Below are 15,476 nucleotides of genomic sequence, written 5' to 3' on the forward strand. Positions count from 1 at the left end.
CCGCCGCACCGAGCACGGCGACACGGTGTACTCGGCTACCGTGTGCACCGTGTCGCGCATGCTCGGCTCCAGAGCCGCACGGTTGATGTGGATCACCGCCCTCACCTGCACCGCCGCCTTGATCGGTGGTGCGGGACCGCTGAGCGCCGTACCCATACCGTCGGTGCCCGCCGGCCCCGGCATCCCCGAATTCCTCGGCGCGCCCGCCGTCGCCGCGCCGATCCCCGGGATTGCGCCGATCCCGCGACACCCCTACCTCGCGCCCAACGGCGACTCCGGTATCCACAACGACGGCTGGATGAGCGACAGCTACACCCGCCCCGGCCCGCTCGGCCACGACACCCGGGTGAATTCGATGCTGCTGGCCAGCGAATGCGGCTCGGTCGCCTTCGATCGGGCCGGTCGGATCGTCACCACCTGTCTCGGCGTCGCCCCCGGCCTCTACCTCATCGATCCGAACACTCTCGCGGTGCTCGGCAAACATCCGCTGCCCGGCCGCGGCCCGCTCGATCTGTTGAAACCGGGCGCTTTCAGCAACTTCGGTGGCGGCGGCTACTTCTACCTGGACAACGGGGACCGCGCTGTCATCGGCACCGGAACCGGCCACCTCCAGGTATTCCAGCAAACCCCGGCCGCCGACGGCTTCTCGCTGGTCCGCGACTACGACCTGACCGCCGTCCTGCAACCCGGGGAAACCCTCAACTCGGCGCTACCCGATTCGAACGGACTGATCTGGTTCGTCGCGAAGACCAATGGCGTCGTCGGCACCGTCGACCCGGACACCGGTGCGGTGCGGGCGATCCGACTCGGTTCCGGTGAGGACGGCCAGATCGAGAATTCGTTCGCGGTCGGCGATGCGGGCGAGGTCTACATCGCGACCAATCGCGAGCTGCTGCGTTTCGACGCGGGCCTCGACGATTCCCCCCGGATCACCTGGCGCGTCACCTACACCAACAGCGGTCAGCGCAAACCCGGCCAGGTCGACGACGGCACCGGCACCACGCCGACCGTGCTGCCCGACGGCTACGTCGCCATCACCGACAACGCCGACCCGATGAACGTCGTCGTCTACCGCACCGCGGCCACCGCCGCCGACCGCGAGGTCTGCGCCGTCCCGGTTTTCGCACCCGGCGCGAGCGCCACCGAGAATTCCCTCATCGGCGCGGGCCGCACCCTCATCGTCGAGAACAACCACGGCTACGCGAATCCGCGCTCGACCATGCTCGGCGCCACGACGACCCCCGGCTTCGCCCGCGTCGACATCGACCCGGACGGCAACGGTTGCACCCTGGCCTGGACCAACGACACCGAAGCCGCCCCGAGCGTCGTCCCGAAACTCTCCCTCGCCACCGGCCTCGTCTACACCTACACCAAAGGCACCCAGCCGACCGACCCGTGGTACTGGACCGCCTTGGACTACCGCACCGGCGAAGTCGTGTGGAAACGCCTGTCCGGAGTGGGTTTCGGCTTCAACAACAACTACGCGGGCATCGCCCTGGGCCCCGACGGCACCGTGTACGTCGGCACCCTCGGCGGCTTGATCTCCCTGCGCGACGGACGCTGAACTCGCGCGGACGAGTCCGAGCCACCGCAGGACACCCTCCCGACGCCCTGATACTCGGTCCGAAATATCGGCGAGTAACACGGGCGGGAGGAATTCCGATCAGCCTCGTGGACAAGTGTGTCGATCGCACGAGAAGAAGACAGAGGGGAAGCGGATGTCGCACCACCGCACCAGGAGACGCGTCGCACTCGCGGCGGTCGCGAGCGCGGTCGCGCTCGGGATCGGAATGTCTCCCGCGACTGCCGAACCGGTGAACAGTCCCGGTGTCGTCGAGACATCGGTGAAATCCCCGGATGGTTCGTATATCCAGAAGATCGAGGTCAAGGACAGTCGCAACGTGCGGCTGCACGTGTTCTCCGCGGCCATGAACAATACGGTCGCCGTCGACGTACTGCGTCCGAGCGACACCTCCGAGGCCCGGCCTTCGCTGTACCTGTTCAACGGTGCGGGCGGCGGTCTCGATGACGCGTCGTGGAAGCGCAATACCGACGCGCTGGAATTCCTCGGCGGCAAGAACATCAATGTGGTGCAGGTCGTCGGCGGCGCGTGGAGTTTCTACACCGACTGGATCAATCCCGATCCGGTGCTCGGTGTGAACAAATGGCAGACCTTCACCACCGAGGAATTGCCGCCGCTGGTCGACGCGGCGCTCGGCACCAACGGCGTCAATGCCGTGGCCGCGCTCTCGATGACGGGCACCTCGGTGCTCAACTTCGCGATCGCGAAGCCGGGCCTGTTCCGCAGTGTCGCGACCTATAGCGGTATCGCCCAGGTCAGCGACCCGATCGGGCAGCAGATGGTCAAGCTGACCGTGGAGACGTGGGGCGGCGGCGATACCCGCAACATGTGGGGTCCGACCGACAGCCCGCTGTGGCGGGCCAACGACCCGATGGTGAACGCCGAGAAGCTGCGCGGCACCAACCTGTTCTTCTCCACCGGCAACGGCATTCCTGGTGAATTCGACCAGGCGGGCGGCAAATTCCGGATGGAATCCCCCGCGGAGACCCCGCAGGTGGTGGCGATCGGTTCGGTCATCGAAAGTGGCGTCAACTGGTCGAACCACAACATGAACACCCGGTTGAACCAGCTGGGCATTCCGGCCAAATTCGTCTACCGCGACAGCGGCACCCATTCGTGGGGCTACTGGCAGGACGATCTGAAGTCGTCGTGGCCGGTGCTGGCCGAAGGTCTGTTCAGCACACCGTAGTCGGATCGACCGTAGGCCGTCGCACGTCGGCGGCCTACGCGGCGGGCGCCGCTGTGCCCTACGCGGCGGGCGCCGCTGTGCCCTACGCGGCAGGGGCCGCTGGGGCCGCGTCGATGAACCAGTTCACGATCTCTTCCCCGGCCATGATCCCGGTCGCCTCGGTGATCGTCAGGTTCGGGCTGGTCCAGTTGAGTTGTTCGAGTTCTCCGTGCCGCGGGCGGATGGCCGAATCGGCGGCGCGCAACATCTCTGCGTCGAGTGCACCGTCGCCCGCCGCGAAAGTCTTCGCCGCGGAGGCGAGTTCACCCGACTCGAGTAGTCGCTTGCGCACCTCGGCGACGGCGAGACTCTTGCATACCGCGTTCGGCATCGTGTAGATCTTGCGCCCCTGTTGCGAGGCGGACCACCCGCGCGCACCGCACCACGAATCCCATTCGGCGAGAAAACCTTCGGGAACTTCCTTGGGTTTGACGACCAGGTAGCAGAACAGGTGGTCGGCGATGCGGAATTTGGAAACCCACGAATCATCGATACGGGAGCGCAGTTCGGCGCTCACCTCCGACAGCGTAGTACCGCCCGCGCGCACCTGGTCGTCGATGTCGATGCGCCAGCGCATATCCGGTACGCCGTCGACCAGGATATTCCCGCCGTTGCTTGTGATGGCGTAGCGCCAGGGCGCGCCCGGCAGCTTGATCCTGTTGAACTGTTTGATGGTGCGGGTGGTGGTCGGGATGACCGCGGCGGGTTCGGTGAGCGACTGCATCCGTAACGCCGCGGCGGTCGTCATGAACGACAGCGGCGCGCCTTCCAGATGTTCCACGCAGACCATCGGCACTTCCGAGGTCGTGCTGAAGGCGTTGCGCGAGTAGATCATCGTCCGGTCCAGGTCCGTCGCGATCAGGGCCTGTCTTCGTGTATTACGTAGGAGCATTCGCTACTGCACTTCCTTGATCAATCCCATGCACGAATAGGCCAGGTCGGGAACGACTTCCACCGGAACTCCGCGCGCCGCCGCGAGCAGCCGCAGGTGCGCGTGCTCGGGCGCGTCCGCCTCGCGGACCAGCACTCGCCACGGCACCCGGCGCAACAGCACCCTGGTCGTCTCGCCGACACCGGGTTTCACGAAATTCACGCTGGCGATGCCGTATTCCTCGCGCACCTTCTCGACCGAGGCCCAGCCCGACCAGGTGGGAGTCCGGTCACTCGCCAGGATGGCGGCGAGTTCGGCGGGCGCGCGGTCACGGACGGTGTCGAACGCCGCGCTCACGGTGTCGAGGAGTCCGCCCGACACATCGGCGTCGGCGAGGTCGCGATAGAACTTGGCACCGTGGAATTCACCGGGGCCGATGAGCGTGTCGTTGAGGACCGTGCGTGAGATCAGGCCCGACACGGTCGAATTCAGGCAGGCCGAGGCGATCAGGAAGTCGTCACGGGTGCCGTAGGTGCGCACGCAGTGGCCGGGATCGGCGAGAACGGCGAGTTCGCCGTCGAATCGCGCGCCGCCCGCCGCGTGGTAGGCGTCGAGCGCTTCGGTGAGTTCCCTGGTGATCGCGCCCTTGCCGGTCCATCCGTCTACGAAGACCGCCGAGGCCGGATCATGGTGGCGCGCAATATAATCCAGCGCGACGGTGTCGATGCCGCGATCACGCACGATGGAGACCGCGTAATGCGGCACGTCGAGGGCGGCCTTGCCCACACCGCGATCCGAGCCCAGCCAGCGCTTCATCAGGATGCCGATCGGGGTGCCCGCCCTGGCCAGCGAGACCAGCACGATGTTCTCGCCGCGCTCGGCGACGACCAGTTCCGACACGGTCGCGACCGCGAGCGCGAGCCGGTGCGCGCTCTCGGTCAGCACCCGGTCGAACAGTTCGCGATAGGCGGCGTCGGGCTGGAATTCGATGGGAAGCGATTCCGCGTAGTGCGCGTCACCGGCCTGGATACGGCGCTCCCGTTCGGCCACATCGGCTTCGAGGTCGGCGCCGGAGAGATCCTTCAACAGCCAGGACACCTCGTGCGCCGCGTACGATCCGAATTCCGGGCCGTAGAGCGGATCGGGAAGGTCGAGCGCCGAACCCGGCGAACTGTTCGATGCTGCGTTCACGTGGACTCCACCGGGATTTTCGATATCGGGGCCCCGGCGACGCCGACGGGATCGAGTACGGCGCCGTGCGACGTTTCGCTGCGCTCGGCATGTAATTTGCGCGGGTCGGCTCCCGACAGCACCGCGACGACGATGTCGCTGCCCGATGCGGTGAGCACGTCGAGCAGCCCGCCCTCGGCCACGAGTTCGGCGGTGTCGGCGGGCGCGTCGATCACCACGACCAGAACCGGGGCGGCGGGTGCGTCGACATCGTCTTCCCACTGCGCGTTGTACAGATAGCGCGGTGCGTCCACGTCCGATTCCGGTGCGGCGAAACGGAATCCGCGCCGCAGCGGATACCCCGGCGCGTCGAGTACGTAGGCGGGTGAGCGGGTGGTCGTCTGGAACCGGGTCGGCACGCCGGATTCGGCGAGTTCGGCCGCCAATCGCAGCGGCAGGTACATGAGTTCTTCGTGCCCGATCACGATGGCCGGACGTGCTGGATCCAGATTCGTCCGCAGCACCGCGGTCGCCTCGGCGAGCGCCGCCTCGAACGTGTCGGCGTCGGCCTGGAGAATTCCGTGCCTGCCGCCCTCCGGCACGTGATCCGGCCACGGCAGACGCACCCGAATGCAGGTGCCGCGATGCGACGCGGCCGGATTGAGTTCGGCCTCCGGCAGCGCGGTCACGGCGTCGACCAGCCCTTCCGGCAGCAGGGTGTGCCCCGACGCCAGGCACACCGTGTCGATGACGGCCCCGAGTTCGGCGGCGGCGTCGTCGAAGCGGGCGCGATCCTCGCCGGTGCGCATATCGACCAGCGAGGCGAGCACGTAATGCGACCTCGGTGCGAACGCGTGCAGCGCGCGCACCGCGTCGATGGCCGTGGCACCGGTCGAGATCTCGTCGTCGACCAGCACCAACGGCAGATCGTTGACGAAGATCTCCGCCGGCGCGGGTTGCAGCAGATGCGAGGTGGCGTGCGAATGCCCCTCCTCGAACCCGGTGAGGGTGTGCGCCTCGGGGACATGGCGACGGGTGGAATGCAGATAGCACCGCGCGCCGATGCGCGCGGCGACCGTATGTCCGAGCCCGGTCGCGGTCTCGGCGAACCCGAGGACGACGGCGGCGACGCCCGACGACGCGACGGGAAGCCGGTCGACCTCGTGACGCGCGGTCAGCGCGGCGGTCACCAGATCACCGAGCCGGTTTCCCGCGTCGAGCACGACGCGGGGATCGGTCGGCAGATGCTTGCCGAGCACGGTCGACACCAGCAGATGCGCCCGGCGCGGATTGCGCCGCAACCCCGGCCGAACCAGTTCGCCGATCCGCAATTCGCCGGGCAACGTACTGCCGTCACCGGCGCCGTAGGACGCGTGGTGACGTAATTCGATACCTAATTCTCTTGTAGCCCAAGGTAATTCAACTGAAGGATGGCCGCCTTCGCCGATGATCGGCGTGTGGGTCACCCACGGCGAGCCGGACTCGACGTGCGTACCGCTGTTACCGCGTTCGCTCACCGGACCTGCACCAACGCCGACAGCAGATCCACGAAGGACACTCCCTTGTTGGCGACCCCGAACACCCGCGAGCGCAGCAGCGTCTGGCTGGCCCAACTGCGGTGAGGTCGCATCTCGTTCATCTTGTTCCGGTACTCCGAGGCCGCCACGCCACCGACATCGACCTGAAGGATGTCGAGGGCGTCGGAGTACTCCTCGTGGGTGACCACCGACAGCGCGTGCACGGCGGCCACGTGCGAGGGATGGATCACCGTCTTGCCCTGGATACCGTTGGCCCGGTCCAGGCTGATCTCGCGCAGCAGCCCGTCCAGATCCCTCGACACCAGATACCTGCGGAACGGCACCGCGTCGGACTCCTCGAACGGCGCGGTGCGCAGCAGCGGCCGGAACATACGTTCGTGGTCGGCGAAGTACTCCCACACCGGCCCGGTGATGACGTAACCGGTGCCGTCCATGCGCCCGAGGTAGTTCACGATGTCGGCGATCACATCGGCGACCACCCGCACGTCGTAGATGGTGAGATCACGGTCACGGCGGATACCGAAGGTCGAGCACATATCCGTCGCCCCGATCCGCACCGCGAGCACCCGCTCCCGATGTTCGGCCAGCATCGCCGCGATCCCGCTCAACTCCTGGTCACGGGTTTGGCGATGCACCAGCGACGCCGATTCCAGCACCGGCATCCCGTACACCGGCCGCCCCATCCTGGTCGCCGCATAATCGAGCGCGTCCAGATACTTCTGCCCGGTGGCGCAGTCGAATTTGGGGAAGACGAAACCTGTGAGCGCGGCCGCGCCCGGCCCGAGCCGTTCGACGATCTCGCCGATCGTGTCCGCGTCGCGCACCCGGATGAACAGCAGCGGATTGGGATCGTGACTGGTCGCCAACAGGTCGAGGGTTTCCACGGCCTGGAGTTTCGCCATCTCGACCTCGTGGTCGGCGACGGCGTCCTCCAGATCGATCACCATCGAGCACACGCCGTGCGCGGCGCGTCGGCGAATCGTCTCGGCCAGATCCGCTCTGGTCGCGGGCGCGTAGAGCGTCGCGCCGAGCGCGTACGCCAGTAGCTCCCGGTCGGCGTGATCGCCGAACGGTTCCGGTTGCCGATGGAACAGATGCCGGATATCCGGCCCTTGCAGCTGCCGAAAATGGCGCAGCGGCAGTCGCTTCCGCAGGGAAATCTCCTGCTGGACGGCGATGCCTGCGGTCATCGAGGGCCCATCCTCATTCTCGTCGTGGTCCTGTGTGTTTCCTCATGCGATCCACTACCCCGGCTATGAACTCGGTGACGGCATCCAGTTCCGTCACATAGGCCAAGTAGTCGGGGTGTCGCCCCGACAGTGGTTCGGAAATTCGATCGATGCGGTCGACCTGTGCGTCGAGCACAGATCCCCATTCGCCGACGAGCCCGCGGCTCACCGCGAGCATCTGCGCATCCCGCAGCCGGAATCGTACGGCCTCGGCCCGTTCTCGCGGATTTGCCCGGACTTCACGCAGCAGAGCGAGCCGTTTGGTGACGGCGTCGACCTGTCGTTCGGCCTCGGCGAGATTCCCGCGCGCGGTAGTGGTCAATTCAAGTGCGGACTCCGGGTTGTTCTGCGCCGATGCCGCCCGTGCCCCGTCGAGGGCTTCGGCGGCGGCACCGATGGCTCGCTGGCTTTCTCGCTCATTGTTCGCCAGATCGGCCGAACTCGCAGCGTTGAACTCACGCAGCAGTGCCGAATAGGCGGGCGCCAACCCCGCCGAGCGGTTGCGAACCGCGGCCAACCTGGTATTCACCGAGGATATCGCGGTATTCGCTGCGGCGTTGCGAGATGGCGCTTGCGCCAGCGCGTCCGCCAGTTCCCGCGTCGCGTACTCCAAGCGGTTCGCGGCCTCGCGCACCGCGCCCGCGGCGCCGGGACCACCCGCGGCCTCCAATGTGACGAGAGCCTCATCGACCGTGCGTGACCACGAACGCACCGACGGATAGTCGGCGTACTCGGAATTCGCCGCCTGCGCCCGCACTCCCGCCGCCGTCACCTTCACCTGATGGGCCAGTTGCGGCACCGTTCGATGTATCGCGACCGCCTCTTCCAGTCGCGACCGGTTGGCCTGATAGAACTCGTCCACCGCGCGCGCGGCATCGGCGAGACGCCGCGTGACGGTCGCCGTGCGCTCCTGTCCCTGCGGTAGCGGGGAGTTGTCCCGCTCCGCGGTTTCCAGCTCGTCTGCCAGCGCCAAGTACGCGCCGGAGGCGTCGTAGCAACGGCTGCGCACCGGCTCCCACGCCGCGCCGAATCGACGTTCGGGGAACACCTCGTCGGAGGCGAGTACCGCCGCGTCGGCCGCACTCTGTCGCCGGTCCATGTCGAGGAACGCGTCCGCGAGCTGCGACCGGGCCTGCTGAATCCATTCGCTGTTACCGGATGACCGGAACCAGCCACGCCTACGGCCTGCCACGCCCCGATGGTAGGTGCTGAAGGTGACTATCGAGCGGACAATGTCGCGCCGATGTCCGGCGCAGCACCATAGGAGATGGTCCTGTTCGCCGAGGGTTCCCCCAGTTCCTACGCAAGTTCGCCGAAACCTACTACTGTCGTAACTCGTACCCGGCGATTCGGACATGCTGGGAACCACAGACGGACTATTGAAAGGGAATCCCGCATGGGTGTCAGTTTGTCCAAGGGCGGCAATGTCTCGCTGACCAAGGCGGCGCCTAACCTTACTGCTGTTGCCGTCGGGCTGGGGTGGGACGTTCGGACCACCACCGGAACCGACTTCGATCTGGACGCCAGCGCCATCGCGACCGGAGCGGACAAGAAGGTGGTGTCGGATCAGCACTTCGTGTTCTTCAACAACCTGAAGTCGCCCGAGGGCGCCATCGAGCACGCGGGTGACAACACCACCGGCGAGGGCGAGGGCGACGACGAGGTGATCAATGTCAACCTCGCGGGCACCCCGCCCACGATCGAGAGCATCTTCTTCCCCGTCTCGATCTACGACGCGGAGACCCGGCAGCAGTCGTTCGGCCAGGTGCGCAACGCCTACATTCGCGTGGTCGATCGCTCCAACGGCACCGAGCTCGCCCGCTACGACCTGTCCGAGGACGCCTCCACCGAAACCGCCATGGTCTTCGGTGAGCTGTACCGCAACGGCGCCGAGTGGAAATTCCGCGCCATCGGCCAGGGCTACGCCTCCGGCCTGTCGGGTATCGCCAAGGATTACGGCGTCAACGTCTAAGTAACACGCATCTCTGTGCGGAGGGGGCTCGGTGACGAGCCCCCTCCGTGCGCGTCCAGCCCCCGTGAACTGCCTGGACGCATCGTTGGACATACGGCGGTTCAACGGCCACGCTGGTATCAATCTCGCCGAATCTGTTCCCGAAGCAATGAAAGGTCCCCGCGTGGTCCTGCGTATTTTCGGCCTCTCCGGCGTCGTCACGGTGGTGTCGCTCGTCGTGGCGCTGCTGTACGGCGGCCCAGAGGCCCTGGTGCTCTGTGCGATCCTCGGCATCCTCGAAGTGTCGCTATCGTTCGACAACGCTGTCATCAACGCCACCGTCCTGGAACGGATGAGCGAGTTCTGGCAGAAGATCTTCCTCACCATCGGCGTCATCATCGCCGTTTTCGGTATGCGCCTGGTGTTTCCGCTGGCGATCGTGTGGATCACCGCCGGACTCAACCCGGTCGAGGCCTTCGACCTGGCACTCAACCCGCCGCCCGATGACGCTGCCACCTTCGCCGACGGCAGCCCCAGCTACGAAACCCTGCTGACCGACGCGCATCCGCAGATCGCGGCGTTCGGCGGCATGTTCCTGGCCCTGCTGTTCCTCAACTTCATCTTCGAGGAGCGCGACATCACCTGGCTGAGCTGGCTCGAGAAGCCACTGGCCAAGGCGGGCAAGCTGGATATGGCCTCCGTCGTCGTCGCGGGCATCGGCCTGGTGCTGATCGCGGAACTCGTCGCCCACGACGAGGATCGAGCCACCGTCCTGCTGTCGGGCCTGCTCGGCATGATCACCTACATCGCGGTGGACGGACTGGGCTCGATGTTCCACACCGAAGATCTGGAGAACCCCAGCGGCGGTCCTTCCGAATTGGTCAAGGCCACCGGTAAAGCGGGCTTCTTCCTGTTCCTCTACTTGGAAGTCCTGGACGCGTCGTTCTCCTTCGACGGCGTGATCGGCGCCTTCGCCATCACCTCCGACCCGATCATCATCGCGTTGGGCCTGGGTCTGATCGGTGCGATGTTCGTCCGATCGATCACGGTGTACCTGGTCCGCAAGGGCACGCTCTCGGAGTACGTCTACCTCGAGCACGGCGCGCACTGGGCGATCGGCGCGCTCGCGGTGATCCTGTTGGTCTCGATCGGCGTGCACATCGACGAGATCATCACCGGCCTGGTCGGTGTCGCGTTCATCGGCGCGGCGTTCATCACCAGCATCATCCGCAACCGTCGTGCAGGCGATCCGGACGAAGTCGAGAAAGAACGTTCGGTGACGCCGGTAGGCTGACCCCCGGCAAGCAGCCGACGAATTTCCGGTGGCAGCGGCCCGTCTCACGACGGATCCGCTGCCACTTTTCTTTCTGCCGCATTCACGAGGGGGCACACCCGCCGATGACCCATCCCGGCGACGTCGACATGGCGACTGTGACACTGTCCAAGGCGACACCGAGTGTCAATCTCACCGAACCCGGTGCGCGACAAGGCGTGATGCGAGCGCATCTGAGATGGTCGAGTCGCCCGCGCGGGTTGTTACGCCGCGCCAAGCCGGTCGATCTCGACCTAGGGTGCCTCTACGAGTTGTCCGACGGTGACAAAGGTGTCGTGCAGGCAGTCGGGAACAACTTCGGATCCATCGACGACGCACCGTATATCCGGCTCGACGGCGACGATCGCACCGGCGGCGACGGCGTCGGCAATGGTGGCGGCGAAACCCTGCACATCGATCTCACCCGGCCCGAATTGTTCCGGCGCATCCTGATCTTCGCCTTCATCTACGACGGCGTGCCGAACTGGGCCGCCGCCGACGCGGTGGTGACGCTGTTCCCGACCGAGGGACCGCGGGTGGAGATGTCACTCGATTCGCCGTCGAGGGGAGCGCGCTGCTGTGCCGTCGCGCTGCTGGAGAACCGGGGATCGGGAATCGTCGTGAATCGGGAAGTGAACTACATCAACGGGACCCAGCGTCATATCGACGAGGTGTACGGCTGGGGTATGCGCTGGCACAGCACGACCAAGTAGGCGTCGCGCACCCGGATCACCTCCGCCACAATCGATCCCACGCCGACGCGCGGCGTGGGGTTCGACTACCCGGCCGGCACCAGTTCACCGGACGCGCTGCGCGGCAACGCGCTCGGCGCGGGCCGGATACCGCGCATACCCGCCCGGACGAACAGGAAATACAACGGCACCAGCAGGACCGCGCGACCCCACACCCCGAACTGCACGACGTTCTCGGTCATCTCGACCGAACCGCCCGAGGTGATCGCGTAGAAGTACCGGAACACGCCGACGCCGATCGCCGCGTCGGCGACCAGATAGCAGCCGATCAACGACCACGGCACTTCGAGCAGCACCAGGAACGGGATCAGCCACAGCGTGTACTGCGGTGAGTGCACCTTGTGGAAGAGCAGGAATCCGCACAGCATCGCGCCGCTGACCCCCACCCACGGGAACACCCCGATCGCCGCGTACCGCCGCTTGCCGAGCCACATGGCCAGCGCGAACGATCCGACCACCAGGGCGGGCGAGGCGATCGACACCGTGTGCTGGAACGAGGATTCGCTGTCGGCGTTGTCGCCGTACAACCGGCGCAGTCCCCAGTACCAGAGCGAGTTGGTGGTGATATCGGCCTGACGCATCTGCTGGAAGGTGATCGAGGCGCGCCAGCCCTCGTATCCCGCCAGCGCGAACGGCAGATTGACCGCGACCACGGTGCCGACGGCCGCGGCCGCGGTCAGCAGAGCGCCGCGCACGTCGAGACCGCGTCCCTCGTACCGCTCGTCACCGTGGGTCATGACGTAGGCCATCAGCGGCAGCACGAAGATGCCCGGATACAGCTTGAGGCAGAAACCGAGCCCGAGCAGCACCGCCGCCAGCACCGCCCTGGTCCGCAGCGATATCCGCTGGAGGCAGATCATCACGTAGACCGCGCCGACCGCGGTGCACACCACGGGCAGTTCCCAGTTGTGGAAGGCGTAGAGCACCAGCGGCGGACCGGCCGCCCACAGCAGCGCGGCCCGGCCTGCCAGCCGGAACAGCAGCCACGCGGTGAGCAGGGCGAACGGCACGAGGATCAGCGCCGTGTACCGCAGGAATTCCGCGTCGTCATCGGCCCCGAGCGCGCCGAGCCACATCATCGTGCCGCTGAGCACCGGATATTCGACCGCGCCGCCGACCAGGGTGCCGTCGTCGGTGATCCCGCCGTCGATATACGGGAAGACGTGCAGGTCGATATCGCGGCCGAGCCACAGCAACTGGATATCGGAATAGCAGACATCCGAATCCTTGATCGTGTCGAAGATCGTGCTGCGTCCGGATTCGTCGATCGGCCCCGTTGCGCAGCGCGCCTTGTTCGCGTAACCCAGCGCCAGAGTGAGCCCGCACAGCAGCAGGACCGCGATCGCCAAGGCGGTGCGGCGTGCCACCCGGCCGGCGAACAGATCGCTGGCGGCGGGTCCGGTCGACATGAATCCACCCTAGATGAGGGCGAATTTCAGAGGTCACGGCCTGGTCATGTAGCCTTGTCGGGTTGCTGACGCAACGACCCTCCTGCCACGGACCGTCCGTGGCCGTTTCCTAGTCCACAGGAGGTGATTGGTCCGTGCGTCATTACGAAGTGATGGTTATCCTCGACCCGAGCCTGGACGAGCGCACTGTTGGTCCGTCGCTGGACAACATGCTGAGCGTCGTCAAGACCGAAGGCGGCAAAGTCGACAAGGTCGACATCTGGGGCCGCCGCCGGCTCGCCTACGAGATCCGCAAGCAGGCCGAGGGCATCTACGCGGTGGTCGATCTGACAGCGACCCCCGCCACGGTGAACGAACTCGACCGCCAGCTGGGTCTGAACGAGTCGGTGCTGCGTACCAAGGTCCTGCGCCACGACAAGTAGTTCTCCAGCACTCGTCAGCGTCGGTGCCTATCTCTAGGCTCTAGCGCGACAAGCGAGTGTAGGGCGAACTGCACACCGAGCAGGAGGAACCACATGGCAGGCGACACGGTCATCACCGTCATCGGAAATCTGACGGCTGACCCCGAGCTTCGATTCACGCCCGCGGGCGCGGCGGTGGCGAATTTCACCGTCGCATCGACTCCCCGTGTGTTCGACCGTAATTCGAATGAATGGAAAGACGGCGAAGCGCTCTTCTTGCGCTGCAACATCTGGCGCGAAGCTGCGGAAAATGTCGCCGAGAGCTTGACCCGAGGCGCTCGCGTCATCGTGAGCGGACGGCTCAAGCAGCGCTCCTACGAAACCCGCGAGGGTGAGAAGCGCACGGTCGTGGAACTCGAGGTCGACGAGGTCGGTCCCTCGCTGCGCTACGCGACCGCGAAGGTCAACAAGGCCAATCGCGGTGGCGGCGGCGGTGGATTCGGTTCCGGCAGCGGCGGCGGTGGCGGCGGTAATTTCAACGCCTCCTCCTCCGGCGGTGGTGGCGGTCGTTCCGGCGGTGCCGAGGACGACCCGTGGAGCAACGCGCCCACAGCAGGCTCCTCCTTCGGGGGCGGCCGCGTAGACGACGAACCGCCGTTCTGACAACGGCTCTCATCGGACCGGCTCGGCCGCGACGACCTGCGAAGGTACGCGCGACCGAGACGGGCCATCAATGATTACGGAGTAATAGACCATGCCTAAAGCGCCCGCGCGCGAAAAGGTACTGAAGAAGAAGGCCTGCGCTTTCTGCAAGGAAGCCAAGTCCGGTACCGTTTCGATCGATTACAAGGACACGACGCTGCTGCGCAAGTACGTCAGCGACCGGGGCAAGATCCGCGCCCGCCGTGTCACCGGCAATTGCGTTCAGCACCAGCGCGATATCGCCGTTGCCGTGAAGAACTCCCGTGAGGTGGCCCTGCTGCCTTACGTGTCGACGGCTCGCTGAGAAGGGAGACACGCAAAATGAAGCTGATTCTGACTGCTGATGTCGACAACCTCGGCGCACCCGGCGACAGCGTCGAGGTGAAGGACGGCTACGGCCGTAACTTCCTGCTGCCCCGCGGTCTGGCCATCGTCGCCAGCCGTGGCGCCCAGAAGCAGGTCGAGGGCATCCGCCGTGCCCAGGACGCGCGCAAGGTGCGCGACCTGGATCACGCCAACGAGCTGAAGCAGGCCATCGAGGGCCTGGAGTCGGTCTCGCTGAACGTGAAGACCGCGGGCACCGGCAAGCTGTTCGGCTCGGTGACCCAGGCCGACGTGGCCGCGGCCATCAAGTCCGCCGGTGGTCCGGTCGTCGACAAGCGCAGCATCGAGCTGCCGAAGTCGCATATCAAGAGCACCGGCAAGCACGGCATCGTGGTGCACCTGCACCCCGATGTCGCGGCCAAGTTCGACCTTCAGGTCGCGGCCAACTGATCTCCGGTGTCACCTTCGGGTGATTCGCACCATATTCGGTGAAAGACCACTCCCGTGTTCGCACGGGGGTGGTCTTCGGTCTGCGCATCGAATTATTAGCGGGATATTTGCCATTCGCGACCCGCTGTGCGCTGTACCACAGGGCATCGATTTCGGGACCGGCTCTACCACCGGTTATTCAGCCTGTGGATTACTGGAGAAACCAACCGATCGTAATGTGATACAGCTCATAACTTGTACACAAGCCGTTAACTCAACACGCCCGGCTGTTCAACTTCACCGACACGCCGCAGCGTCATTGATCCACACCCGGATGAACTGCGAAACCAATACCTATCAGCACCTTTAGGCGGGGTGGCCTGGGTTTTCCCCACGTTGTCCACAGGAGGTGCACAACGCTGGGTTAACAGTCCCCAAGTTATCCACAGATGTGTACACAACCCCGCTTGGCAGGCGCTCGCGCGTGGCCTAGGTTCATCGCATCGTCGTGAACGAGTCGCCGCGAGGCCACCATCGGATCAGTTTGCTGGACCGCAGGTAGAACCGCTGTCGGCACC

15 protein-coding genes are annotated in these 15,476 nt (G+C 65.9%); 9 read left to right on the forward strand and 6 right to left on the reverse strand.

Annotated features, from left to right (window positions below; translation table 11 throughout):
• Positions 1–58 precede the first annotated feature (58 nt).
• Together OG225_RS33500 and OG225_RS33505 are read left to right on the forward strand one after the other, a co-directional pair.
• Positions 59–1,564 (forward strand): hypothetical protein, encoded by a 1,506-nt coding sequence (locus OG225_RS33500; protein WP_405178818.1) that lies wholly within the window; start codon positions 59–61, stop codon positions 1,562–1,564.
• 154 nt (positions 1,565–1,718) lie between these two features.
• Positions 1,719–2,771 carry an alpha/beta hydrolase gene (locus OG225_RS33505; RefSeq protein WP_405178819.1) on the forward strand — a complete coding sequence of 351 codons (1,053 nt, stop codon included), beginning with the start codon at positions 1,719–1,721 and terminating at the stop codon, positions 2,769–2,771.
• Between the two features lie 82 nt (positions 2,772–2,853).
• Here the strand turns inward: OG225_RS33505 and OG225_RS33510 are convergent, their stop codons facing one another.
• The 5 genes from OG225_RS33510 to OG225_RS33530 all read right to left on the reverse strand — a co-directional run bounded on the left by OG225_RS33510 (position 2,854) and on the right by OG225_RS33530 (position 8,810).
• Complete coding sequence (locus OG225_RS33510; protein ID WP_405178820.1) at positions 2,854–3,702, reverse strand: HAD family hydrolase; 849 nt, start codon at positions 3,700–3,702, stop codon at positions 2,854–2,856.
• 3 nt (positions 3,703–3,705) lie between these two features.
• Positions 3,706–4,872: a cysteine protease StiP family protein gene (locus OG225_RS33515; RefSeq protein ID WP_405178821.1), complete on the reverse strand. Its 1,167-nt coding sequence runs from the start codon at positions 4,870–4,872 to the stop codon at positions 3,706–3,708.
• Complete coding sequence (locus OG225_RS33520; protein ID WP_405183456.1) at positions 4,869–6,299, reverse strand: phosphoribosyltransferase family protein; 1,431 nt, start codon at positions 6,297–6,299, stop codon at positions 4,869–4,871. The genes OG225_RS33515 and OG225_RS33520 overlap by 4 nt, the downstream gene beginning before the upstream one ends.
• A gap of 65 nt (positions 6,300–6,364) precedes the next feature.
• The gene (locus OG225_RS33525; protein WP_405178822.1) at positions 6,365–7,579 is read right to left on the reverse strand and encodes an HpcH/HpaI aldolase/citrate lyase family protein; all 1,215 of its coding nucleotides are present in this window, start codon (positions 7,577–7,579) and stop codon (positions 6,365–6,367) included.
• Positions 7,580–7,592: 13 nt separating this feature from the next.
• Positions 7,593–8,810, reverse strand: coding sequence for a hypothetical protein (locus OG225_RS33530; protein ID WP_405178823.1), 1,218 nt, complete (start codon positions 8,808–8,810; stop codon positions 7,593–7,595).
• Positions 8,811–9,014: 204 nt separating this feature from the next.
• Here OG225_RS33530 and OG225_RS33535 point away from each other — a divergent pair, with 204 nt between their 5' ends.
• From OG225_RS33535 to OG225_RS33545, 3 genes are all read left to right on the forward strand, one after another.
• Complete coding sequence (locus OG225_RS33535) at positions 9,015–9,590, forward strand: TerD family protein (protein WP_109523033.1); 576 nt, start codon at positions 9,015–9,017, stop codon at positions 9,588–9,590.
• A 163-nt stretch (positions 9,591–9,753) separates the two neighbouring features.
• The gene (locus tag OG225_RS33540; protein ID WP_405178824.1) at positions 9,754–10,863 is read left to right on the forward strand and encodes a DUF475 domain-containing protein; all 1,110 of its coding nucleotides are present in this window, start codon (positions 9,754–9,756) and stop codon (positions 10,861–10,863) included.
• A gap of 104 nt (positions 10,864–10,967) precedes the next feature.
• Positions 10,968–11,594: a Tellurium resistance gene (locus OG225_RS33545; protein ID WP_405178825.1), complete on the forward strand. Its 627-nt coding sequence runs from the start codon at positions 10,968–10,970 to the stop codon at positions 11,592–11,594.
• 65 nt (positions 11,595–11,659) lie between these two features.
• On the opposite strand, the gene OG225_RS33550 is transcribed toward OG225_RS33545, so the two are convergent.
• Complete coding sequence (locus OG225_RS33550; RefSeq protein WP_405178826.1) at positions 11,660–13,042, reverse strand: glycosyltransferase family 87 protein; 1,383 nt, start codon at positions 13,040–13,042, stop codon at positions 11,660–11,662.
• 134 nt (positions 13,043–13,176) lie between these two features.
• Here OG225_RS33550 and rpsF point away from each other — a divergent pair, with 134 nt between their 5' ends.
• The 4 genes from rpsF (at position 13,177) to rplI (ending at position 14,919) form a co-directional block, all read left to right on the forward strand.
• Positions 13,177–13,464 (forward strand): 30S ribosomal protein S6, encoded by a 288-nt coding sequence (rpsF, locus tag OG225_RS33555; protein ID WP_109523030.1) that lies wholly within the window; start codon positions 13,177–13,179, stop codon positions 13,462–13,464.
• Between the two features lie 93 nt (positions 13,465–13,557).
• On the forward strand, positions 13,558–14,106 hold the full coding sequence (locus tag OG225_RS33560; protein WP_405178827.1) for a single-stranded DNA-binding protein: 549 nt from the start codon (positions 13,558–13,560) through the stop codon (positions 14,104–14,106).
• A gap of 91 nt (positions 14,107–14,197) precedes the next feature.
• Positions 14,198–14,449 carry a 30S ribosomal protein S18 gene (gene rpsR / locus OG225_RS33565; protein ID WP_067786801.1) on the forward strand — a complete coding sequence of 84 codons (252 nt, stop codon included), beginning with the start codon at positions 14,198–14,200 and terminating at the stop codon, positions 14,447–14,449.
• 17 nt (positions 14,450–14,466) lie between these two features.
• Positions 14,467–14,919 carry a 50S ribosomal protein L9 gene (rplI, locus tag OG225_RS33570; RefSeq protein WP_405178828.1) on the forward strand — a complete coding sequence of 151 codons (453 nt, stop codon included), beginning with the start codon at positions 14,467–14,469 and terminating at the stop codon, positions 14,917–14,919.
• Positions 14,920–15,476: the final 557 nt, after the last annotated feature.

Origin of the sequence: Nocardia sp. NBC_01377, assembly GCF_045040005.1 — a bacterium.
Lineage (GTDB): Bacteria > Actinomycetota > Actinomycetes > Mycobacteriales > Mycobacteriaceae > Nocardia > Nocardia noduli.